Consider the following 23,183-nt stretch of genomic DNA (forward strand, 5'->3'; position numbering starts at 1 on the left):
GATGGCTGCCGCTCAGGCCGGGGACGTCTCCACGCAGCTTCCCAGGGCGTCCATCTGTTGCGATGGCGGCAGCGAGTCGATAGTGGCGCGGATCGCCTCCCTGCAGAGCGAAGGGCGCTTGGCCAGCATCTCGGCATAGCGGGCAACGTTGGGCAGGTCGTCCCACATTGGCGCGAGCCCGAGGTATGCCAGCCGCACCAGGTTGACACCCCACAGCACATCCCCCAGAGAGAACGCGTGTCCCGCAACATACTGCGCTGGTGCAGTCACCAGGGTACGGTCCAGCTCCTTCAACACGCGTTCGACGTGATGGCGCGCGGCGCGCTGGAATGCGGCATCGCGGCGCACCGCCCGGCCGCCTCGCTCCTTGGCGAGCTTGGCGCGATAGGCGGCAACGAGTTCGTTGTCTTCGGCATTGTCGGCGAGCATGGCCTCGATCGCGGCGATCTTGTGATCGTAGACTGTTTCCATGATCGCCTTGAGCGCGTCGGGCCGCCGGTCGGCGTCGGGATGCGAGCCATAGAGCAGGGCGCCGTTCGGCATCTGGTCGACAATCTCCACTTGACGCATTACCGCGGCACGCTCCTGGTCATCGTCGGGCAGGAGCTGGATTGGCGCGCGCGACACCGCGTCGAGATAGCAGCAGATGCGCCGCGAATCCGCGATCACGCGGGAGGCTTCGTGGTCGACGAGCAACGGCACCGCGCAGGGATCGAACCCATCGGTGTCCACGGAGGGACGTCCGCTATAGCCGGTGACGAACTCCCGTCCGATTTCCTGTCCGGCTATCAGCCGCAGGCGGACGTAGGGCGGGTGATAGTGTTCTGCCGGAATGACGCCGTCCGGACCCATCGCGCTCAGGATCAGCATGTCGTTCGATCGGTACGGCAACCGTTTTTCCAACAGCACCGTGCGTACTTTCTGGGAGCACAGGGAACTCGCGGCATGGAACAGCTCGAAGCGCGGGTTTGCATCGTTCCCCACGATGGTGATCCGTGCAGGATCGGCGATGGCAGCGCGGGCACAGGCTGCCAGGCTGCTTATGGAATCATTGTGCATGGTTTCTTCCAGCTCGATGGTCAGTCACGCCGTCCCATTTCCCGGCCGCCTTGCTGCCCGCGGGCGTGCGGGCACACCGCGGGTGGATCGCCGATGAAGCCGCGCGCGGACCAGAGTTCCGGGAACGGGATCTCGTTCATGGTTGGCAGCAGCCAGGCAATGCCCTCGGTGCCGAAGTAGGCCGGCCTTGCGCCGAAGGTCCGGCGCGTGGCCATCAGGTGCAGGTGTTTCCATGCGGCGAATCCCTCCGCGATATCGGCCAGCGTCTCGCCGAGCTGCTGCAGTTCGCGGTGCTGGTCCGGATCGGCGTAGACGTCGCGCCAGACCTTCTCGACCGCCTGGTCCGGCGTATAGGGCATGCTGAAATCGCGGTCGAGTGCCGGCGTCGGCACGGCGAAGCCCTGGCGGCTCAGATGGGCAAGCACGTCGTCGTACAGGCTCGGCTCTGCCAGTGCTTTGCTGAGTTGCTGCCAGCGGTGGGGCTGCGGCAGGAAGTGCTGCAGGTGCTCGCCCTGCTTGATGCCGAGCAGGTAGACCATCTGGCGGAAGGTCCAGCCCTGGAGCGCGGTGTCCTTGCCATACTTCGGACCAACGCAGGACAGGATCGCCAGCAGGTCGACCGGTGTCATCCACGCAATGGAGCGCCAGGTCGCATTGAGCGGCTCGTGGTGGGCGACGACGCGCCGCAACGTGCGGCAGGCGCCAGCCAGGTCGTCGGCACGCAGTTGCGCCTGCGCGGCCTGGATTTCCCGGATGATCAGCATCCAGTAGAGCTCGGACACCTGCGCCGACACGATCCAGGCGTGCTCGCCGGGATGAGCGCTGACGGGGTGCTGCAGCGAGTGGAGCAGCTCGGTCTGCAACCAGTCGCTGTAGGGCGTATGGCCGGCGGGCGCTTCTGCCGGCGCCAGGGATGCGGGCTTGACGGTATGGTTCATGCTGGTCTCCTCGTGGTGGTGGGTCAGGGCAAGTCTGGTGCACCGCAGGCGGTCCCCAGCAACGACTCCATCTGCTGCGCGACCCGCAGCAGCGCAGCGTCGCCGCCGGGCCGGGCGACGATCTGCAACGCCGCCGGAAGGCCGCCGTTGCGGGACGGCAGGGGAATCGAGATGGCGGGAAAGCCGGCGAGGTTGAACGGGGCGGTGTAGGTCATCAGGGCTTCGCGAACCGTGCCGGTCCAGTCGCCGATGCCGACCGTGCCGGCGTCGCGGCGCGGCGCGGTGCAAGGGCAGGTCGGCAACACGAGAAAGTCGAACGCCGACATTGCCGCATGCAGCCGGGCCGTAAACTCTCGCCTCGCCTGCTGGGCTGCCGCATAGGCGCGCAGATCCATGGCCTGTGCGCGCCGGAGTCGGTCGACCGTTTCCGGGTTGTAATGCGTGGCGATGCGATCCCACTCGTGGCGGCGCAGATGCTCGATGCCGCCCTCGATGAGGACGATGGCCGCGAAGGCATCGAACACGGTGTCGAACATGGCATCAAACCGACGGGTTCCGCCGAGGTCCTCGCAGGCAAAGTCCTGGGCCAGTTTTTCAACTGCTCCATCGAAGGCGCTGGCGATCTCCGCACTCAGCGGCACCGGCGCGATGTGCCGGACGATGCCGAGGCGAGGGGACAGCCTGGCATCGGCGTGGGAATTCCCGATGCCGACGGCTTCGGCGAGCACCCGCACGTCATCGACCTGTGAGCCCAGCAGGCCGACATGGTCGCAGGTGAGCGCCAGGGGAAACACACCGCGCGTAGAAAGCGTGCCGAGCGTTGGCTTGAAGCCGACCACACCGCAGAGCGCCGCCGGAATCCGCACTGAGCCGCCGGTGTCGGTGCCCACGCCCGCCATGACCGCGCCATGCGCGATCGCCGCCGCGGCGCCGCCGCTCGAGCCGCCTGGAATGCGGGTGTGGTCGCGGGGATTCAGGGTGTCGCCGAAGCTGGGGCTGGCGGTGGTCACGCCCCACGCAAATTCGTGGGTGGTGGTCTTGCCGATGACGATGGCGCCGCAATCCGTCAAGATCTTCACGATGTCGGCGTCGGCTGCGGGAACATTGCCGCGGCAGGCCGTCGATCCGTACAGGGTTTCGATGTCCCTGGTGTCGATCAGGTCCTTGATGGCGATCGGCAGACCTTCCAGCGGGCGCTGGCTGCCTTCGCGGTAGCGACGGTCGCTTTCCGCCGCGGCCTGCAAGGCGCGCGCCCCGTCAATGGCAGCGAACGCGTTGAGTGACTGTTTGCATGCCTGCGCGCGGTGGAGTGCCGCTTCAGCCAGGCCTGTCGCGGTGATCTCCCGGCTGGCCAGGGCCTCGAGCGCGTTGCGCAGGCCGGCGGGGTGCGGGAAGCTGTCGGAGGGCTGGCGGTTCATTACCACATCCCCTCCAGCAGGGCATCCAGCCTGGTGCCGGCGTTGTCGCCCAGGTCGCTGACCTCGGCGGGATAGTTCTGCTTGAGCAGCGCCGCCATCTCGGGAAGCCTGGCCCGGTCGAAATCGAGGTGGCCGAGCCGGCTCGGCAGTTGCAGCGCGTCCACGACTGCCTCGATGCGGTCGGCGAGGAAGGCGGCAGGCGTGCGGCTGCCACGGTCCATGGCGAAGATCTCGAGCTTGCGGCCATAGGCGCCGGCACAGGCCCGGATGACGGGCGCCAGCGCAATGCAGGAGGTCAGGCTGTGAGCGACGCCGAAGGTTCCGCCGAGGATGTGCCCGATGCGATGGCTCAGGCCATAGATGACCGAAGCGGGATAGAAGTAGCACTGCCACGCGGCAAGCTGAAGCTGCATCAGGTCGTCGGTCGAAACCAGGCCGCCCGCGATGGCATCCCGCGTTTCGAGCTTGCGCGGCCACTTCTCCAGCACGGCCAGGAAGCGCTCCACGCCCCTGGCGGCGAGGATGGCGTGAGGATGATCCACGTCGACCCGGCGCATGCCTTCCACGGCATGGTCGATGCCCTTGATGGCCGAGCTCAGCAGCAGCATGCGCGGGGTATCGACGATCATCCTCGGATCGAGCACCACCAGCCTGGGTGTGGTTTCGCGGACGGCATGGCTGCGCTTGAATTTGCGCGGGCCATCCGTCTCGGTCACGCCGAAATAGTGGGAGAACTCCGAACCCGACAGCGTGGTGGGAATCGCCGCAATCGGCAGGTAGCGGCCGGTCTGCTGGAAATGCAGGTGCGAGACCGCCTTGGCGGCGTCGAGCACGGAGCCGCCGCCGAGCGCGATGATCGATTCCGCACGGGCACCGAGGCAGGCGCGCAGCCCGTCCTGGACGGCGAAATCGGGAACATGCGGCGGCAGGCCGGTGAAGGTGCCAACGCTGTCGCCGACGGCAGGCTGCAGGTGCTCGCGGTTCAATGCGTCAAGGAACTCGACGGTGAATATGATCGGACGGCGGATGCCGTAGCTCCCCATGGACGCTGCGACGGTCTTCAGCACGTCGAGTCCCCAGACAATCTCTTCCTGCGGCAGGCATTTCAACTGATTCATTCCACATCTCCACCGTGTTTTCGTATGGGATCGGGCGTCGATCCGAGTAGGAAGATAGGCGAATCGGCTGCGCGCGTGCCCGCGGAATTGCGGAACGCAGCGTCCAGGAATCTGGACGCCGTACCTGTGCCGACGGGTGCTGGTCGTTCGTCGATTCCGGACGGAGCTTTCCAGGCTTGCCGTCTTCACAAGGCCGGGGAGATATCTATGATCTTTTCCAGCGTAGCGACCCCCACCACTAGAACGGAGACATGAAGATGGAGGCAATCCAATTGACGGAAGCGCTGATCCGCGGACGCCGCAGCAAGCGCGGTTTCCTGGACCACGCGGTGCCGATCGAGACGGTCAGGGACATCCTGTCCGTCGCGAAATACGCGCCCAGTTCGAGCAATACGCAGCCCTGGCGCTGCTATGTGCTGACCGGAGCGGCGCGCGACAAGATCACGGAAGCCGCGGTCGAAGCGTATCGCGCCGCGCCCACGGGGCTCGCGCCCGAATACCCGTTCTTTCCCAAAGAGTTGCCCGCGCCGTTCTCTTCGCGCTTCAACACGTTTCGCGGCATGCTGGGCGATGCGCAGGGCGTGCAGCGCAGCGATGTCGTCGGGCGCCGACGCGACGTCGAACGGCAGTTCCGGTTCTTTGATGCGCCAGTGGGGCTGATCTTCACCATGGATCGGCGCCTGGAATGGGCCAGCTTCATCTGCTACGGCTGCTTTCTGCAGAACATCATGCTGGCCGCACGCGCGCGCGGGCTGGATACCTGTCCGCAGCAGATCTGGTCGCTGCAATCGGCGGTGCTTCGTGAAAGTCTTGGCATCTCCAGCGAGGAGATGATCGTGGCCGGCATGTCGCTGGGCTATGCGGACAACAGTATGCCGGAGAACAACATGGACCTCAGCAGGCTGGAACTGGACGAGTTCGTCTCGTTCTTGACTGGCTGATACGCGTGCTGCGCAAGCTGGCCGGCGCCAATGGCATTCGCGTTGCCGGGCGCGGCCGGCCGCTGAGCATCGTGCAGAGGGACGGTCAGCCGACCGCTCAGATCACGCCGCTGCGGCAAAGCGCGAGCGCCAGCCCGATATGGAGAGTTGCCAGGGAAATCCACCCGACAAACGAAATGCAAAGCCGGTAGCGGTACATGATGCGCTCCACTGGATCGGGCCAGACGCCGATGCATAGCAGCTTAGGCGCAGTGGCCATGCGGCAGTAGATTCGTACCTGGGCCTTCAGCGTTTCCTTGCCCGCACCAATGCACCTGGTCGCAGGCGCGGTGCATCCTGCAGCCTGCGCCACGCCAGGCATGTCTCGTCATGACTGCACTCGCTACCGGAACAGCCGCCTGTCCGGGCGCTCAGACGGCCCCGGAAAAGGTCGCGGCGCCCGCGGCAGGGCCTGCCACGCCCTGATGCTGCTTCTGCTCCAGTTCACGGTGCCGGCCCGCCCCGGCACCTCGCCGTGATCGCCACGGGGAGCGGAGAAGATTCTGCGCGCACGCGTCCCGGGTTCTCTCGCGCGGGACGGGGTCAGTTCCGGTGCAAGTCACCTGGAACGGGAGCGTGCGCACCGATTGGTGCCGGTGTGGTAACAGAGTGGGTACTTTGGTGATGCTTCCGCTGCAACCGGCCGACAGCTAGGATGCTCTTCAAGCGGCCGCTGTTTGCCTTCCGGCGCAGACCCGCCGAGCATCCCCGTCATCTCAGCAGGAGAGAACATGACGCAACGCCTCAACGACTTCCAGCAATCGCCCGAGCTGTCCAAGATGCTCATGGAGCTCCTGGAACCGGCTGAACGTCGCCTTCCGCATTTTGCCGGGTTCCTCCGACAAGGCCTGCGGGCTGGACAAGGCCAACCTGAGTCATGCCATGAAACGGTTGGGGCGCCGGTCTTCACCTCGGTGAACTAGCGCAGCCGTTCTCCCGGGCTGGTCACGGCCCGGTTCCCCCGATTTCGGACCCCGGATCCGCCGGTTTTGCACCGCGCGGCCAGGCGTCTTACACCGTTCGGTCGCCACGTCGTGCCGCCGAAGGCCAACAACAGAAGGAAGCGAGGTAACCATCATGAAACGTAGGATCCTGATTGTCGGCGGCGGCTTTGCCGGACTGTGGACGGCGCTCGGCGCGGCGCGCGTCGTCGATATGCAAGGCGGCGCTGCGGCGGATGTCGAGATCACGCTGGTTTCACCGCGGCCGGAGCTCCACGTCCGTCCGCGCCTGCACGAGGCCCACCCCGAGCAGATGGCGGTGCCGTTCCTTCCGGTGCTGGACGCCGTTGGCGTCAAGTTCATCGAAGGCTCGGTCGAGCGCATCCATGTGGCGGACCATTGCGTCGAGATCACCAGGGCCGATGGCCAGACCAGCACCGAAGGCTACGAGCGCCTGGTCCTTGCCAGCGGTAGCCGCCTGTTCCGTCCGCCGCTGCCGGGCCTGGCAGAACACGCCTTCGCGGTGGACCAGCTGCACGAGGCGGTGGCGCTGCGCGAGCATCTGGAACGCCTGCCGTCGCAGCCCGAGGGCCCGCGGCGCAATACTTTTGTCGTGGTCGGCGGCGGCTTTACGGGGCTGGAGGTGGCGACTGAACTGCCGCAGCGGCTGTGCGCGATCCTGGGCGAGACCGTGCGCCCCCGCATCGTCATCGTCGAGCGCGCAGATGCGATCGGTCCGGATCTGGGGCCCGGTCCGCGCCCGCAGATCCTGCAGGCACTGGAGCAGCTGGGTATCGAAACCCGCGTTGGCGCGGGTGTGGTCTCTGTGGATGCCGGCGGCGTGGTGACCGCGACTGGTGAACGGATCGACGCGGGCACGGTCATCTGGACGGGTGGCATGATTGCCAGTGGCCTGACCGCGCAAGTCTCGCCGCACCTTGACCGACAGGGGCGCATGGAAGTCAGCGCGGACCTGCGGGTGACCGGTACAAGCGGTGTGTTCGGCGCCGGCGACGTGGTGCGCGCACTGACCGACGACGACGGCCACTACTCGCTGATGTCGTGCCAGCACGCCTTGTACATGGGGCGATTTGCCGGACATAACGTGGCGGCGGACCTGCTGGGTCTGCCGACGATCGCGTACCGGCAGGACTTCTATGCAACCTGCCTTGACCTGGGCGCATGGGGCGCGGTCTACACCGAAGGCTGGGATCGGCGGGTCAAGCTGACGCACGCCGAAGGCAAGGCACGCAAGTTGCTGATCAATACCCAGTGGATCTACCCGCCGGCCGCGGACCGGGAGCAGGCGCTGGCCGCGGGCAATCCGGAGGTCACGTACACCTGAGGCGTTCTCGCCCCGGCCGTGCCGACGCCCCGCTCTCGCGGGGCGTCGGCTTTGCGGGGGTGGGGCCGCCGCCGGCGATTGCCGGCGACGGACCTCTCTCCCGCTAGAACCCCACCGCCTGCCCGTCGCGCCGCGAGTCCGAAGCCGCGATGTAGCCGAACGGCGCCTTGTAGATGAGCTGCGCCGAGCCAAATTCCAGACTGTCGCGTGGCGCGACCTCGACGCGGTGGCCCATGCCGCGCAGCGTCGCCACCACGTCCGCCGGCAGGTGCGCCTCGACATTCACCACAGGCCCGTGTTCCACGCGGAAGCGTGGGGCATCGCTCATGGCCTGCGGGTTCTGGCCGAATGCTGCCAGCCGCGCCATCATCTGTACATGGCCCTGCGCTTGCATCGAGCCGCCCATCACGCCGAATGACATCACCGGCGCGCCTTGACGCGTGACGAAGCCGGGGATGATCGTGTGCATCGGCTGCTTGCCGGGAGCCACGCAGTTGGCGTGGCCCGGCTTCAGGTTGAAACCTGCGCCGCGGTTGTGCAGCGCGATACCGGTGCCGGGCACCACCACGCCGGAGCCGAAACCGCGGTAGTTGGACTGGATATACGAAACCATCGAACCCGCGGCATCCGCGGCGGACAGATAAACGGTGCCGCCAGTCTTCGGGATGCCTGCAGTGGGTGCACCAGCCCGCTTCAAGTCGATCAGCGCCGCGCGCTCGGCAAGGTACGCCGGGTCCAGGAAAGCTGCGGGCGCGTGCTGCATGGAGGCCGGGTCCGACACGTGGCGGTGCAGGTCGGCAAAGGCCAGCTTCATCGCCTCGATGCTGACGTGGTAGAAGTCGGCGCTGTCGCAACCCATGCTTTCCACGTCGAAGCGGTCCAGGATGCCGAGGCCGATCAGCGCGGCGATGCCCTGGCCGTTCGGGGGAATTTCGTGGAGCGTGTAGCCGCGGAACTCCTGCGCCATCGGCTGGACCCAGGCAGCGCGATGCGCGGCCAGGTCGTCGGCGCGGATGGCGCCTCCGGTTTCCTCGGCGAACGCGACGATGCGCGCGGCGAGTTCACCCGTGTAGAAGCTCTCGCCATCGCTCTCGGCAATGCGCTGCAGCGTGGCAGCCTGTTCCGGGAAGCGCCAGCGCTCGCCCGCCTGCGGCGCCCTGCCGTCGCGCAGGAACGCCTTGGCAAAGCCAGGCTGCCCGGCGAGCACCGGCACCTGCGCGGCCCATTGCCGTGCGATCTGCGGCGACACCAGGAAGCCCTGATCGGCGTACTCGATGGCCGGTGCGAACAGCCGCGCGAACGGCAGCTTGCCGAAGCGGGCCGACAGCGCCTTCCAGCCCGCAACCTGGCCCGGCACGGTTACGGTGTCCCAGCCTACCTCGGGCATGGCGTCGCGTCCGGCGAAATGCTCCGGCGTCCAGCGCGCCGGCGCACGGCCGCTGGAGTTGAGTCCGTACAGTTGCCCTTCGTGCCAGACCAGCGCGAACATGTCCCCGCCAATGCCGTTCATGACCGGCTCCACCACGGTCAGCGCAATCGCGCTGGCAATGGCGCTGTCGATGGCATTGCCGCCTTCGTACAGCATGCGCAGCCCCGCCTGCGCGGCGAGCGGCTGGCTGGTGCTGACCGCGTTGGCGGCCAGCAGCGGCATCTTCTGCGACGGGTAGGGAAAGGTCCAGTCGAAAGGCAACATCGGGAACTCCATTCAGAACAGGTAAAAGGGCGCGCGGGCGGCGCCCCGGGGTTGCGGCACGCGGGTTATTGCAGTGTCACGCCGGACTGCTTGACAAGCTTTTCGGTGCGCGGGATCTCAGCGCTGACCATCGCGCTGAAGTCGCCGACGCTGCCGCCGCGCGGCTCGGCGCCGGTTGCCGCCAGCCGCTCGCGGAACTCCGGTGACTTGAGCAGCTTGTTGATCGAGACATTGAGCTTGGCGACCACGTCGGCCGGCGTGCCTTTGGGCGCGACAATGCCGTACCACGGCGCGATATCGAAGCCGGCATAGCCCTGCTCGGCGATCGTCGGGATCTCCGGCGCGTTTGGCGACCGCTTCGCGGTGGACATGCCGAGCGCACGCAGCTTGCCCGCCTTCACATATGGCAGGCCGGTCATGATGGTGTCGAAATACATCGACACCTGGCCGGACAGCAGCGCGGGAATCGCTTCGCCGGCGCCCTTGTACGGCACATGGACGATATCGATGCCGGCCGCGGCCTTCAGCATTTCGCCGGCAATATGCGAGGTGGTGCCGGCCCCGAACGAGGCATAGGTCAGCTTGCCCGGGTTGGCCTTGGCATACGCCACCATCTCGCGCAGCGTCTTGAACGGCAGCGAGGGGTTGGACAACAGGATGTTAGGCGTGATCGCGACTACCGCCACCTTCTCGAACGCATCGGGGTCATAGCTGAGCTTCTTGTACAGGAACCGGTTGGTCACCATCGACGCCGGTCCGGACATCAGCAGCGTATAGCCATCGCCAGGCGCGCGCGCGGCCACTTCGCTGCCGATCATGGCGGCGGCGCCTGGCCGGTTTTCGATCACGAAGGTCTGGCCATATTCCTTGCCGAGGCCCAGGCCGATCTGCCGCGAGATCAGGTCGGTGGCGGAGCCGGCCTGGAACGGCACGACGATACGCACCGGCTGGCTGGGCCAGTCGCGGGCGCCCTGCGCGAGTGCCACGGAAGAGGCCGCCAGCATGGTGACCGCAAGCAGGCTGCGGATAGCATTGAAACGCATGTTTATACCCTCATCGATAGAAGAAATGTCATCCGCTCGCAAGGAGGGATGGCACTTCCCAGTCCGCAATATGCGTGCCATTGGTGTCGGGCCGATTCCGGCGCGCGTCCTGCCCGCCTCCTTCCCTTTCGTGGAAGTTTGCGTACGTCGTGCACCGGAGTCGTCAGCGTCGCACCGGCAATTGCCGGACTGTGTTGTCCCCATGGGGCCGGCGCACTGCGTGGGTGCGCCATGGCCCCGCCCTGGCGGGGGGTACTTCACCCCGTCGTTGTTATTCGACTTCCATGCAGAGGTATTTGGTCTCCAGGTACTCGTCGATGCCATGGCTTGAACCTTCGCGGCCCAGCCCCGATTGCTTGATGCCGCCGAACGGCGCCACCTCGTTCGAGATCAGCCCGGTATTGATGCCCACCATGCCGTACTCGAGTGCCTGCGCCACGCGCCAGATCTTCGCCATGTCGCGCGAGAAGAAGTAAGCGGCCAGGCCCGACTCGGTATCGTTGGCCATCGCCACCACCTCCGCTTCGGTGCTGAAGCGGAACAGCGGCGCCAGTGGGCCGAAGGTCTCCTCGCGTGCCACCCGCATCGACGCTGTCGCATTGGCCAGCACTGTCGGCGCGAAGAAGGTGCCGCCGAGCGCATGGCGCTGGCCGCCGGTCAGCACGGTGGCGCCGTGCGCCAGCGCGTCGGCAATATGCGCTTCGACCTTGGCCACCGCATCCGCGTCGATGAGCGGGCCTTGCGTGACCCCGCTGTCGACGCCATGCCCCGGCCGCAATTGTTCGACCGCGCTGACCAGCCGGCGCGCAACCTCGTCGTAGACGCGGTCATGCACATAGATCCGGTTGGCGCAGACACAGGTCTGGCCGCTGTTGCGGAACTTGGAGGCGAGGATGCCCTCCACCGCACGGTCGAGGTCGGCATCGTCGAAGACGATCAGCGGCGCATTGCCACCGAGCTCCAGCGAGAGCTTCTTCACGGTGCCGGCGCACTGCGCCATCAGCAGCTTGCCGATCGCGGTCGAGCCGGTAAAACTGAGCTTGCGCACCACCGGGCTCGCGCACAGCACGCCGCCGATCTGCGCGGCGTCGCCGGTCACCACCTGCAGCACGCCACGGGGTACGCCCGCCTGTTCGCCCAGCACGGCCAGTGCCAGTGCCGTGAGCGGCGTCTGTTCGGCGGGCTTGACGATGATGGTGCAGCCGGCGGCGAGCGCCGGGCCTACCTTGCGCGTGATCATCGCCGCGGGGAAGTTCCATGGCGTGATGGCCGCGCACACACCCACCGGCTCGCGCAGCACCACCAGCTTCTGGCTGCTGCGCGGGCTGGCCAGCACCTCGCCATCGACCCGCTTGGCTTCTTCGCCGAACCACTCGAGGAAGCTCGCGGCATAGGCAACCTCGCCGCGCGCCTCGGCCAGCGGCTTGCCTTGCTCGGCGGTCATCAGCTGGGCCAGGTCTTCCTGGTGCGCCAGCATCAGGTCGGCCCAGCGGCGCAGCACAGCGGCGCGCGCCTTGCCCGTCTGCGCGCGCCACGCCGGCAGTGCGCGCTCGGCGGCGCGCACCGCCTGTTCGGTTTCGGCCGCGCCGGCCAGGGGCACCGAGCCGATCTGTTCGTGCGTCGCCGGGTTGAAGACCGCGAATTCTGCGCCGCTTTGCGCCCCGGTCCATTCGCCGTCGATCAGGCAATGGCTGCGCAACAGCGCGGTATGCTGGAGTTCCATGGGATCCCCTTATTCGGCCAGCGCCTGCGCCAGCACCGCCAGCGCTGCGTCGAACTGCGCCTGCGGGATGGTAAGCGGATAGAGGAATCGGATGACATTGCCGTAGGTGCCGCAGGTCAGCAGCACCAGGCCGGCTTCCAGCGCGCGGGCCTGTACCCGTTTGGCATGGTCGGCGCTGGGCTGGCCCGTGGCCGGGTCGCAGAATTCGGCAGCGATCATCGAACCCAGTCCGCGTACCTCGGCCACTGCGGGGCAATGCTTGCGCTGTTCGAGCAAGTGATCGCGCAACTGGTTGCCAAGCTCGGCGGAGCGCTCGCACAGCCTTTCTTCCTCGATCACATCGATGACCGCGTGCGCCGCCGCCACCGCCAGCGGATTGCCGGCATAGGTGCCACCCAGGCCGCCGGGCAGCGGCGCATCCATGATCTGCGCACGGCCGCAGACCGCCGACAGCGGCATGCCGCCGGCCAGGCTCTTGGCCATCGTGATCAGGTCCGGCTCGACGTCATAGTGCGACATCGCGAACATCTTGCCGGTGCGGCCAAAGCCAGTCTGCACTTCATCGGCGATCAGCACGATGCCGTGCTGGTCGCATACCGCCCGCAAGCCCTGCATGAAATCGGACGGCGCCGCCTGGAAGCCGCCTTCGCCCTGCACCGGCTCAACGATGATCGCGGCCACGCGGCCCGGGTCGATATCGGTCTTGAACAGGTTGTGCAGCGCCTGCAGCGCCCGCTCGGTGCTGACGCCATGCAGCGCGCTGGGAAACGGCGCGTGGTAGATGTCGGACGGGAACGGGCCGAACCCGACCTTGTACGGCGCCACCTTGCCGGTCAGCGCCATGCCCAGCAGCGTGCGGCCATGGAAGGCGCCCGAGAAGGCGATCACGCCCGCGCGGCCTGTATGCGCTCGGGCGATCTTGATGGCATTTTCAACGGCTTCGGCACCGGTGGTGAACAGGGCCGTCTTGTTCAGGCCCTGGATCGGCACCATCGCGTTGATGCGCTCGGCCAGGGCGACATAGCTCTGGTAGGGCACGATCTGGTAGGCGGTATGCATGAAACGCTCCAGCTGCGCGGCGATGGCCTGCATCACGCGCGGGTGGCGGTGGCCAGTATTGAGCACGGCGATGCCGGCGGCGAAGTCGGTGTAGGCACGGCCTTCTATGTCCCATAGCGTGGCGTTCTCCGCGCGGTCGGCAAAGAAATCGCACATCACGCCCACGCCGCGCGGCGTCGCGAGGGTTCGGCGTTGGTTCAGTTCGAGGTTTTTCATGGTCATTGTGCGGTAAGGACTGTCGGCACCGGCCGACTCGCGAAACGGGCACCGCCGGCAGCAGCGCAGCGATGCCGGCCATTTCAACCGGATTTGGCCCTACAATCCAGTACCGCTTTCGCAAATCCAATGGTGCCAATTTGAAATCGATCTGCGGCGACCTGCTGCTCCAGCGCCTCGGACCTGAAGGCCCGGCGGCGCTGGGCAAGCCGCTCAACCGGGGCCTCTACGAATGCATACGCAGCGCGATTCAGGATGGCAGCCTCGCGCCGGCCACGCGCCTGCCGCCGCAACGCGACCTTGCCGCCGAACTGGGGCTGTCGCGCAATACGGTGATGTTTGCCTACGACCAGCTGCTGGCGGAGGGTTACCTGTACGCGCGCACCGGCAGTGGCACCTTTGTTGCCGCCACCGCGCCGGAGAGTTACCTGAATGCCACCGCCGTCCCGGCCACCGAGGTCGGGCCGCAGGCCATGCCCGGGCTGTCGCCGCGCGGACAGCGACTGATCGCCAACGCCTCGGCTTCGCCCACGCAATGGGGGGCGTTCATGCCGGGCGTGCCCGATGTGACGCGCTTCCCGCACCGTCGCTATGCCCAGATCGCGGCCCGCGTGTGGCGCCAGCCGCGGCCGGAATGGCTGAGCTATGGCCATGGCGGCGGGCTGCCGGCGCTGCGCGAAGCGGTGGCGACGCATCTGCGGGTGGCGCGCTCGGTGCGCTGCGATCCCGACCAGGTGCTGATCACCGAGGGCATACACCAGGCCATCGACCTGGTGGTGAGGATGCTGGGCTCGCCCGGTGACCAGGCGTGGGTGGAGGAGCCCAGCTATTGGGGCATTCGCGGCGTGCTGCAGGTCAGCGATATCGGCATGGTGCCGAAGCCGGTTGACGACGAGGGCCTGACGCTGCCCGACAGCGAAACCGGCAGGGAGATGCCTGCGCCGCGCTTTATCTTCGTCACGCCCTCGCACCAGTACCCGCTCGGCGCCGTGATGAGCCTGAAGCGCCGGCGCGCGCTGCTGGAATACGCCCGCCAGCGCGGCAGCTGGATCGTGGAAGACGACTACGACAGCGAATTCCGCTTCTCCGGACAGCCGATTCCGTCGTTGCAGGGCATGGAGCCGGATGCGCCGGTGATCTATATCGGCACCTTCAGCAAGACGCTCTATCCGGGCTTGCGCATGGGCTACCTGGTGCTGCCGCGCAGCCTGGCCGGCGCCTTCCAGACCGCGCACGCCGAGCTGTACCGGGCCGGCCACCTGATGACGCAGGCAACCGTCGCCGAATTCATGCAGGCCGGTGACTATGCCGCCCACATCCGTCGCATGCGGCCGCTGTATGCCAGGCGGCGGGCCATCCTGGCCGCGTTGATCGAGCGCTACCTCGGCCCCGGCGCGCTGCACGAGCACGGCAGCAACGCCGGCCTGCACCTGGTGCTGCGGCTGCCCGACGATGCCGACGACGTGGCCATCGCCGCTGCCGCCGGGGCGCGCGGCATCGTGGTGCGAGAGCTGTCGCGCTATTTCATCGGCGATGCCGTGCAGCAAGGCCTGCTGTTGGGGTACGCGTGCGTGCCCGACGAGGACATCGCGCCTGCTTTCGAAAGTCTGCTCGGATGCCTGCCGCTCGGCGCCAGCTTGCATAGCCGGTAGAAAGGCTCCCATCCGCGAAGAACATGTCCTCTGATCGGAGGGGGAGCGTTAAGAACCTTGGGATTCCGGCTTCAGCCATCCGTCCTGACCGGTCGAGGAACCCGGCCAAGCCAGCAGGCATTTCCGTCGTGCAGGCGGCTTGCTGGCGCCAAGATTCCGCACCAAAAGTACGATGATCCCGGGATGGCAGCTGGCGCGCATGCCGGTCAATGTCCTTCCTCGATATTGAGGATTTTCCCCAGGCCCAGAAAATAGTTCGCAAAGGCAAGCACGCTAGCCGTCACGGCAATATAGACGACTGACAGCGCAGCCAGCGTCGGATCGGCAAACTCCCGGACATAGTTGTACATGGAAACGGGCAGGGTCTGCGTGTCTTGCGTTGTGACGAAAAGCGATGCGGTGAATTCACTGAACGACATGATCGCCGCAAACAACCAGCCGCCAAACAGCCCCGGCGCGAGCAGCGGAATCGTAATTGTGAAAAGCACCTTCAGCGGCGACGCGCCGAGGCTTGCTGCCGCCTGTTCCAGCCTTGCGTCCAGGTTTTCCATGGAAACATAGACGCTCTTCAGCACGAACGGCAGCACCAGCATCACGTGACACAGGATGACGACGTCATAGGAGCGGTGTATGGAGGCCTGTGACACCAGGATGAGCAGGCCCAGCCCCAGCGTGAAGTGCGGCACCACGAGCGGAGAATGCAGGATGGCCAGCAGCGTCTGCTTGCCGGGGAATTCCAGCCGTTTGACGGCAATCGACAGGCAGGTACCGATCACCAGCGCAATGAACGAGGACCATCCGGTAATGACGAGGCTGGCACGGAATCCATCCTGGAAATCCGGATAACTGAAGACGCGTGCAAACCATGTCAGCGAATAGGATTCAGGCGGGAAAGTGATGATCGCCTTTTCGTTGAAGGCGGCGATCGTCACCACCACGACCGGCAGCAGCACGAATGCAAGCAGGATGGCGACGAGCAGCGGGCCCGCGACACGCAGCGGCAAGGGCAGAGCGCTTTTGATTTTCATTTTTAGTGTCCTCCCACGGCTTTCAGCCGCTTGGTGAACAGGCCCAGGGAAAAGAGTGCTGCGGCCGTCAGCAGCAAGCCCATCACACTCAGGCTGGCCGCCAGCGGGAAGTTCATGGAAGCAAAGCCAAGCTGGTACACCAGCGTCGAAACCGTCGGCACGCGGCCTCCGCCAATCATCTGAGGCGTGGCAAAGGCGCTGAAGGTCCAGGCGAACGCAGTTGTGATGCCAGCCAGGATACCCGGCATCGAAAGCGGAAGCGTGACCGTGAGGAAGGTCCTGACCGGGCCGGCCCCCAGGCTCTGGGCGGCTTTTTCGTAGTCGCGGTCGATATGCGAAATTGCCGTGGCAAGCATCAGGACCACGACGGGAATCGTCACGTGCACCAGCGCGACCAGGACGCCCAGGTGGGTGAACATGAGTTCCAGTGGCCAGTCGATCAGGCCGAGCTTTCGCAGCGTGCCATTGATGAAGCCATTGCTGCCCAGGACGGCGATCCAGGAGTAGGTCCGGACGATTTCCCCCAGAAACAGGGGCGTGATGGACACCACGAGGATGAAGGACTTGAGCGCCCGGCTTCTGACGCGCACCAGGGCATAGGCCAGCGGGTACGCAACCAGCAGCGAAAACAAGGTCGTCTCCACGCTCAGCCACAAGGTGTTGGCGAACGCGTCGAGATAAATCGACTTGGTCAAGTCGCTGAAGTTGGCGAACGTGAATCCGCCGACATCGAGGGAGCCGGGCACATACGCCCGGAAGCTGAACTGCAGGACCGCAATCAACGATACTGCGATGCACAGCGCGACAAGTACTGCCGGAGAGACCAACCAGGCTCGTGGATCGGGGCGCATTCTTAAACCTTATTCCAGATGCTCAATCGGCGAGGGAGGATCGGCGCGGTGCATGGCCGCGGCGACCCTCCCTCCATACTCTTACTGTCGGGTTCAGTTCATGACGTTCTCAGTGAACCACTTGCGCCATTCCGCAGTCTTCTCGGCGCGCAGCTTGTGGTCCACCAGGATGGCCTTGTCCCACTGCTCCTTTGTCGTGAACACGCCCGGCAGCTTGGCGTCTTCAGGCGAAACCTTGGCGTCGTCGACGACTGGGCTGGCCTTCTTCAAGGCCACGATCTTCGACTGGACTTCCGGGGACAAGGCGATGTTCATGAACTTGTAAGCCAGATCGGCCTTGGTGGAGCCCTTCGTGATGGCCATGGTATCGATGCCGAGCACCGCGCCTTCCTTGGGCGTTACCAACTTGACGGGAACACCCTGGCTGATCATGTGATAGGCGTTGATCGACAGGATGACCTGCACGGGTGTTTCGCCGGTGGCGATCAACTGCTGCGCATTGGCGTCATTGGTATAGAACGCCTTGAAGTTGGGCTTGAGCGCCTTGAGCTTGTCCTGGCCCTTTTCCCAGCTTTGCGCATCGCCACCCGACAGCATGGCCGAAACCGCGACCACATGGCTCGGATCGAAGTCAGGCACGCCGATCTTGCCTTTCAGGGCCGGGCTCCACAGGTCGTTCCAGCTCTCGAACTTGACGCTGGACGGCACCAGGTCGGCGCGATAACCGATGGTATAGACATAGGCCCAGCTGCCGATGTGATACGGGCTGATCCTGGCGCGCTCGACCAGATGCTTGTAATTCGGAATCTTGCTCGTATCCAGCTTTTCAAAGAGATTGCCGTTGGCGTAGAGCCAGCCGACGTGGGAAGTCGTGAAGGTAACGTCGCTCTCGGGCTTGGAGGCAAGCTTCGCCTTGTTCAGGCGGTCGATGGTGCCGCCCGTGATGTACTTGACCGGCACCCCGGTTTGCCGCGTGAATTCCTTGCCGATGCTTTCATCGATGAGGTCGCGGAAACTGCCGCCCCAGGTGCTCACTACCAAGGCTTCCTGGGCCCATGCCGCCGTACTGCCAAGCGTGGCGGAGAGCGCGCAAAGTGCCAAAAGCTTGCGAATCGTCATTTACTAAACCCCCAATCGAAAAGATAAACATCTGATAGAACTGGAAATACGCTGGAACGTGCCACCGGGAAATGCAATCACAAGCAGCGACGCGTTGCTGACGCAACCACGTTGACGCAATGACTTCGAATTACGGAGTCTATGATGTGAAAGTCGTACCAGGCGGCCAAGTCGGCTTTTTCGTAGGGGTGCCTCACATTTCCCGATGGGGTTATGGATGGTTCGGCCGTCGGGAGCAGGTTAGCGGCCGTGTGAGGTTCGGTGGTATTCGGAAATTCCTAAACGGCCGGCAGGAAAATACAAATGGCGCCGCCAGCGGCTGCACATGACCATGCAGTCGGGTGCATCGCCCCCAATCTCCCGCCACCTGCCGAATCGATCCGAATCGACCATGAAGCACACCCGCATCCGCACCTTCAACACCAAAGTCACCTACCCGGAGCAGAACCTGGACAACGACCTTTGCCAGGCCGTTGTCGCGCGCGGCCGTACCGTTTTTCTGCGAGGGCAGATCGGCCAGAACCTCGACACCTCGGAGAGCGTGTGCATCGGGGACGTCAGCGGGCAGGCGGAGCAGGCCATGGCCAATATCGCGATGCTGCTCGAGGAAGCCGGCGGCGAGCTCGAGGACATCTGCAAGATCACGATCTACATCATCGACCCGCGCTACCGCGAGGCGGTCTATCGCGTCGTTGGCCGCTGGCTGAAGGGTGTCTTCCCGGTCTCGACCGGCATCGTCGTATCGGCTCTGGCACGCCCCGAGTGGCTGGTAGAGATCGACGCCACCGCTGTCATCCCCGACTGAGCTGCCATGACCTTTTCCATCATTGCACGGTGCCCCGCCACCGGCCAGTTCGGCGCCGCCGTGGCGTCCTCGTCACCGGCGGTCGCCTCGCGCTGCATCCGCGGCCGCAAAGGGGTCGGCGCAGCCGCGAGCCAGAACATTACCGACCCGGATCTGGGGCCGCTCGCCCTGGACCTGATGGCCAGCGGCCTGACACCGGAACGCGCCCTGGCGGAGCTGCAGAAGCGCCCCCATATCGAGTATCGCCAGCTCATGGCCATCGACGCGCACAACCCGCCAGTGGTTTTCACGGGTGCCAAGGCGCTGGGCACCCTGGCAAGCGTGGTCGGCACCCATGCCGCATGCGCGGGCAACATGCTGGCGACGCGTGAGGTGCCCCAGGCCATGCTGTCGGCCTTCGAGCAGGCCGAAGGCGCGCTCGCGGAACGGCTGATGCAGGCCATGCTCGCCGGCCAGGCCGCCGGCGGCGAGGAAGGTCCGGTGCACTCGGCAGGTTTGCTGGTATACGATGCGCAAAACTGGCCTGTCGTGGATCTGCGCCTGGACTGGGTAGAAAACGACCCGGTCGAGGCCCTCCATGCCGCCTGGCAAGTTTACGCGCCGCAGCTGAAGGACTATGTCAAGCGAGCGCTCGATCCCCGCGCGGCGCCCAGCTTTGGCGTTCCCGGAAATCTGTGACCAGTCCGACGCATCGAATGAAGCGTGGCAGCGCAAGGCAGGTGGCCGGCACTCGAAAGGGCAAACCTTCTCCAGTACACTGGATCGTTCCCCTTTTCCTGATCTCGACATGCTCAATCGCATTTCCCTGCGCCAGATGGAGTATTTTGTCGCAACGGCGAAGCATGGCAGCATCGCCGCTGCGTCGACGCAAATCCATATCTCCTCGCCCTCGATCTCCGCAGCGATCGCCCATATCGAGGCCGAACTGGGCGTGCAGCTGTTCGTGCGCCATTCTTCCAAGGGCATCGGCCTGACCACCATCGGCAAGCTGGTCCTGCATCACTGCGAAGACATGCTCGGACGGTCGTCCCGACTCTATGAAATCGCCTCCGATTCGAGCGACGTCATCCAGGGCACCTTGCGGGTGGGAAGCTTCCAGTCGCTCACGGCGATGATTGCGCCCGAGGTTATCTTCGGCTTTTCGCGCGCCTTCAACAAAATCGAGCTGCAGATGGTCGAAGGCGATCAGGAAGTCTTGATGAACAAGCTCCATGCGCTCGAGATCGACGTGGCGATCACCTACGACCTGCACCTTGAGGACGACATCCAGTTCGAGAGCCTGGCGACGATGCCGCCCTATGTCCTGGTGAGCGAGGTCCATCCGCTGGCGCAGCAGAAAGTCGTCTCCTTCGAAGAGCTGGCGCCCGAACCCTACGTCCTGCTCGATTTGCCGATGAGCCGGGATTATTTCGCCTCCCTGTTTGAAAAGGCCGGCGTGACGCCGAACATCGCGGCGCGTTCGCAGTCCACCGAAGCAGTCCGGTCCATGGTCGCCAACGGCATTGGCTACGCGCTCTTCAATGTGCGCCCCAAGTCCAATCAGTCGCTCGATGGAAAACGCATGGTGCGGGTCCGCCTTGCCGGTAGCCATCGGCCCATGCTGCTCGGCCTGGCGACTTACAAGCCGATGAAACAGTCAAGATTGACGAGAATCTTCATGGAACGCTGCCGCGCTTATATCTCCGACCAATACATCCCCGGAATGAGCGCTCCAAGTTTCTTCGATCCCCATATCGCAGCACCGCTGAAAGCGGCGTCCTGAAGCGCCAGCTGCATCGGTCACGCCGTGTTCGGCAATGCCCCCATCAAGAAGGGCCACAGATGGAAAATCAAGCCTCCTCAGCAAGCGTCTCTCTCCTGGAAACGCTCATTTCTTTCGCATCGGTTTCCCTGACGCCAAACATCGCGCTCATCCACAAGATCCAGGACATCCTGGCGGAAGCCGGAATCGAATCGATGCTCGCGCCCGACCCGCAAGACGCCAGCCGCTCCAATCTGTTTGCGACGGTCGGTCCGGTGGGCGTTCCGGGCGTCCTGCTCTCCGGCCATACCGATGTGGTGCCGGTGGAAGGCCAGCCCTGGACTTCACCCCCTTTTGAGGCTACGCACCGGGATGGCCGCATCTACGGACGCGGCACAGCCGACATGAAAGGCTTTGTGGCCTGCGCCGTCACCGCCATGGTGGCAGCCGCTCGCCAGCCGCTCCAGCGCCCCTTGCAGCTGGCGCTGTCCTTCGACGAGGAAATCGGCTGCGTTGGCGTGCGCCACTTGCTGCGCCGCCTGGAGAACAGCCTCCCCGCACCCTACCTGTGCATTGTCGGCGAGCCGACCCTGATGCGGATCGGCACCGGTCACAAGGGCAAGGCTGCCTACCGGGCGGTCTGCTGCGGCCAAGCCGGCCATTCAGGCCTGGCGCCCCGGTTCTTCAACGCCATCCACATGGCCAGCGACCTCGTCGCATCCCTGCGGGACGTGCAGCGTGAGCTGGCGGAAAGCGGCCCGCGCGAGGAGGGCTACGGCGTGCCCTACAGCACGGTCCACGCCGGCGTCATCCACGGCGGCCGCGCCTTGAACATCGTGCCCAGCGAATGCGAAGTCAGTTTCGAGATTCGCAACGTCTCGGAAGATAAACCCGAGCAGATCCTGACGCGTGTCCTGGAGCGCCTGGCCGGGCGCGTCAAAGAAGAGGCGCTGGATCCTGCGGCGCCTCTACCAGAAATCCGGATGACGAACAGCTATCCCAGCCTGAACACGCGCGAGGATGCGCCGGGTGTCGGCCTGCTCGCATCGCTGCTCCCCCCCGGCACCCCATGCACCAGGGTGGACTATGGGAGCGAGGGTGGATTGTTCCAGCAGAGCTGGAACGAAACGCCAGTGCTGATCTGCGGCCCCGGGAGCATTGAAGTCGCACACAAGGCCGACGAGTATGTGGAGCTGGCGCAGATCGAAGCCTGCGACCGCATGCTGGCCGGCCTCGTCGATTTTCTCTGTCAATGAGTCCTGGCATCCCGGCCAGCTTCGGCTCGAACCCCTCAGGGATGCTGTCAAAATGAAGTCAGCAGGATGCTGCGGTCGACCGACTGGATATCCGTCTTGCCGCAAAACGCCATGGAGAGATCGAGCTCGTTCTGAATGATGTTCAGGGCCGTGGTCACGCCTTGCTCCCCGAGGGCGCCCAGGCCATACATCATGGCGCGACCGATATACGTGCCACGCGCCCCGAGCGCGACGGCCTTGAGCACGTCCTGGCCCGAGCGGATGCCGCCATCCATATGGACTTCCACCTGATCCCCGACCGCCTCCACGATGCGCGGCAATGTGGAGATCGATGACGCGGCGCCGTCCAGCTGGCGCCCGCCATGGTTCGACACGATGATGGCATCGGCGCCGCTTTTCACCGCCAGCCACGCATCCTCGGGGTCCTGAATGCCCTTGACGATCAGCTTCCCATCCCACCGTTTCTTGATCCATTCAACATCCTGCCAGGACAGACGCGGATCGAACTGCTCGCGAGTCCACTCCACCAGCGACCCGATATTGTCGACGCCCCTGGCATGCCCGACGATATTGCCGAACTGACGGTGTTTGGTACCCAGCATGCCCATGCACCAGCGCGGCTTGCCCGCCATGTTGACAAGGTTGCGCAGGGTCGGCCTGGGCGGCGTGGACAGACCGTTCTTCTTGTCCTTGTGCCGCTGGCCGAAGACCTGCAGGTCCATCGTGACCACCAGCGCCGAACAACTGGCATTCCTGGCACGGTCGATCAGGCCTTCGACAAAGGTCCGGTCGCGCAGCACATACAGCTGGAACCAGAACGGATGGCACCCGGTGGCTTCCGCCACCGCCTCGATCGGGCAGATGCTCATGGTGGACAAGGTGAATGGGATGCCGTGCCGCTTCGCTGCGCGCGCGGCCAGGATTTCTCCATCGGCGTGCTGCATGCCGGTCAACCCGGTGGGCGCGATCGCCACCGGCATGCTGACCGGCTGGCCCACCATGGTGCTGGCGGTGCTGCGCTCGGTGATGTCGACCGCCACGCGCTGGCGGAATTCGATACGCTGAAAATCCGCCTCGTTGGCACGGTAGGTATATTCGGTCCACGACCCGCCGTCGACATAGTCGTAGAACATGCGGGGCACGCGCTTTCTTGCCAGGCTGCGCAAGTCTTCAATGCACGTTATCTCGGCCATGGGAA

At 65.2% G+C, this 23,183-nt stretch carries 21 protein-coding genes; 8 read left to right on the forward strand and 13 right to left on the reverse strand.

The genetic code is table 11. The features are described from left to right. Positions 1-12 precede the first annotated feature (12 nt). The 4 genes from GA0116996_RS25665 to GA0116996_RS25680 are packed head-to-tail and all read right to left on the reverse strand — an operon-like array spanning position 13 to position 4,533. Positions 13-1,059, reverse strand: coding sequence for a glutathione S-transferase family protein (locus GA0116996_RS25665; protein ID WP_092317327.1), 1,047 nt, complete (start codon positions 1,057-1,059; stop codon positions 13-15). 20 nt (positions 1,060-1,079) lie between these two features. Then, the gene (locus GA0116996_RS25670) at positions 1,080-1,997 is read right to left on the reverse strand and encodes a tryptophan 2,3-dioxygenase (RefSeq protein ID WP_092317330.1); all 918 of its coding nucleotides are present in this window, start codon (positions 1,995-1,997) and stop codon (positions 1,080-1,082) included. A 23-nt stretch (positions 1,998-2,020) separates the two neighbouring features. Then, positions 2,021-3,415: an amidase gene (locus GA0116996_RS25675; RefSeq protein ID WP_092317333.1), complete on the reverse strand. Its 1,395-nt coding sequence runs from the start codon at positions 3,413-3,415 to the stop codon at positions 2,021-2,023. After that, positions 3,415-4,533: an iron-containing alcohol dehydrogenase gene (locus tag GA0116996_RS25680; protein ID WP_092317336.1), complete on the reverse strand. Its 1,119-nt coding sequence runs from the start codon at positions 4,531-4,533 to the stop codon at positions 3,415-3,417. The genes GA0116996_RS25675 and GA0116996_RS25680 overlap by 1 nt, the downstream gene beginning before the upstream one ends. A gap of 257 nt (positions 4,534-4,790) precedes the next feature. Between GA0116996_RS25680 and GA0116996_RS25685 the strand changes: the two genes are divergently transcribed. Further along, on the forward strand, positions 4,791-5,474 hold the full coding sequence (locus tag GA0116996_RS25685) for a nitroreductase (RefSeq protein WP_092317434.1): 684 nt from the start codon (positions 4,791-4,793) through the stop codon (positions 5,472-5,474). Positions 5,475-5,571: 97 nt separating this feature from the next. On the opposite strand, the gene GA0116996_RS28330 is transcribed toward GA0116996_RS25685, so the two are convergent. Next, positions 5,572-5,733: a hypothetical protein gene (locus GA0116996_RS28330; protein WP_167355552.1), complete on the reverse strand. Its 162-nt coding sequence runs from the start codon at positions 5,731-5,733 to the stop codon at positions 5,572-5,574. Positions 5,734-6,244: 511 nt separating this feature from the next. Here GA0116996_RS28330 and GA0116996_RS28145 point away from each other — a divergent pair. Continuing rightward, the gene (locus tag GA0116996_RS28145) at positions 6,245-6,436 is read left to right on the forward strand and encodes a hypothetical protein (protein WP_141693770.1); all 192 of its coding nucleotides are present in this window, start codon (positions 6,245-6,247) and stop codon (positions 6,434-6,436) included. 154 nt (positions 6,437-6,590) lie between these two features. Beyond that, on the forward strand, positions 6,591-7,799 hold the full coding sequence (locus tag GA0116996_RS25690) for an NAD(P)/FAD-dependent oxidoreductase (protein WP_092317338.1): 1,209 nt from the start codon (positions 6,591-6,593) through the stop codon (positions 7,797-7,799). A gap of 103 nt (positions 7,800-7,902) precedes the next feature. On the opposite strand, the gene GA0116996_RS25695 is transcribed toward GA0116996_RS25690, so the two are convergent. The 4 genes from GA0116996_RS25695 to GA0116996_RS25710 form a co-directional block, all read right to left on the reverse strand. After that, entirely contained in the window at positions 7,903-9,492 is a 1,590-nt protein-coding gene (locus GA0116996_RS25695; RefSeq protein ID WP_092317341.1) for a gamma-glutamyltransferase family protein, read from the reverse strand. A 65-nt stretch (positions 9,493-9,557) separates the two neighbouring features. After that, the gene (locus GA0116996_RS25700; RefSeq protein WP_092317344.1) at positions 9,558-10,535 is read right to left on the reverse strand and encodes a Bug family tripartite tricarboxylate transporter substrate binding protein; all 978 of its coding nucleotides are present in this window, start codon (positions 10,533-10,535) and stop codon (positions 9,558-9,560) included. 271 nt (positions 10,536-10,806) lie between these two features. After that, entirely contained in the window at positions 10,807-12,258 is a 1,452-nt protein-coding gene (locus tag GA0116996_RS25705; RefSeq protein ID WP_092317347.1) for an NAD-dependent succinate-semialdehyde dehydrogenase, read from the reverse strand. A 9-nt stretch (positions 12,259-12,267) separates the two neighbouring features. Continuing rightward, complete coding sequence (locus GA0116996_RS25710) at positions 12,268-13,533, reverse strand: 4-aminobutyrate--2-oxoglutarate transaminase (protein WP_208601273.1); 1,266 nt, start codon at positions 13,531-13,533, stop codon at positions 12,268-12,270. A gap of 140 nt (positions 13,534-13,673) precedes the next feature. Here GA0116996_RS25710 and pdxR point away from each other — a divergent pair, with 140 nt between their 5' ends. Then, positions 13,674-15,185, forward strand: coding sequence for a MocR-like pyridoxine biosynthesis transcription factor PdxR (pdxR, locus tag GA0116996_RS25715; protein WP_092317353.1), 1,512 nt, complete (start codon positions 13,674-13,676; stop codon positions 15,183-15,185). A gap of 206 nt (positions 15,186-15,391) precedes the next feature. Here pdxR and GA0116996_RS25720 read toward each other — a convergent pair whose 3' ends face one another. The 3 genes from GA0116996_RS25720 to GA0116996_RS25730 form a co-directional block, all read right to left on the reverse strand. Beyond that, complete coding sequence (locus tag GA0116996_RS25720) at positions 15,392-16,213, reverse strand: ABC transporter permease (RefSeq protein WP_092317356.1); 822 nt, start codon at positions 16,211-16,213, stop codon at positions 15,392-15,394. Positions 16,214-16,215: 2 nt separating this feature from the next. Then, a complete protein-coding gene (locus GA0116996_RS25725) occupies positions 16,216-17,064 on the reverse strand; it encodes an ABC transporter permease (protein ID WP_092317359.1) in 849 nt (282 codons plus the stop codon). Positions 17,065-17,157: 93 nt separating this feature from the next. Further along, positions 17,158-18,183, reverse strand: a complete 1,026-nt coding sequence (locus GA0116996_RS25730) for an ABC transporter substrate-binding protein (RefSeq protein ID WP_092317361.1) — start codon at positions 18,181-18,183, stop codon at positions 17,158-17,160. 391 nt (positions 18,184-18,574) lie between these two features. Here GA0116996_RS25730 and GA0116996_RS25735 point away from each other — a divergent pair, with 391 nt between their 5' ends. From GA0116996_RS25735 to argE, 4 genes are all read left to right on the forward strand, one after another. Beyond that, positions 18,575-18,988 carry a RidA family protein gene (locus GA0116996_RS25735; protein WP_092317363.1) on the forward strand — a complete coding sequence of 138 codons (414 nt, stop codon included), beginning with the start codon at positions 18,575-18,577 and terminating at the stop codon, positions 18,986-18,988. A 6-nt stretch (positions 18,989-18,994) separates the two neighbouring features. Next, positions 18,995-19,666 carry a DUF1028 domain-containing protein gene (locus GA0116996_RS25740; RefSeq protein WP_092317365.1) on the forward strand — a complete coding sequence of 224 codons (672 nt, stop codon included), beginning with the start codon at positions 18,995-18,997 and terminating at the stop codon, positions 19,664-19,666. Between the two features lie 109 nt (positions 19,667-19,775). After that, positions 19,776-20,750, forward strand: a complete 975-nt coding sequence (locus tag GA0116996_RS25745) for a LysR family transcriptional regulator (protein WP_092317367.1) — start codon at positions 19,776-19,778, stop codon at positions 20,748-20,750. Between the two features lie 59 nt (positions 20,751-20,809). Further along, positions 20,810-21,985 carry an acetylornithine deacetylase gene (gene argE, locus GA0116996_RS25750; RefSeq protein ID WP_092317369.1) on the forward strand — a complete coding sequence of 392 codons (1,176 nt, stop codon included), beginning with the start codon at positions 20,810-20,812 and terminating at the stop codon, positions 21,983-21,985. 47 nt (positions 21,986-22,032) lie between these two features. On the opposite strand, the gene GA0116996_RS25755 is transcribed toward argE, so the two are convergent. Continuing rightward, positions 22,033-23,178: an alpha-hydroxy acid oxidase gene (locus GA0116996_RS25755; RefSeq protein ID WP_092317371.1), complete on the reverse strand. Its 1,146-nt coding sequence runs from the start codon at positions 23,176-23,178 to the stop codon at positions 22,033-22,035. Positions 23,179-23,183 lie beyond the last annotated feature (5 nt).

Source organism: Cupriavidus alkaliphilus (assembly GCF_900094595.1).
GTDB classification, from domain to species: Bacteria; Pseudomonadota; Gammaproteobacteria; order Burkholderiales; family Burkholderiaceae; genus Cupriavidus; species Cupriavidus alkaliphilus.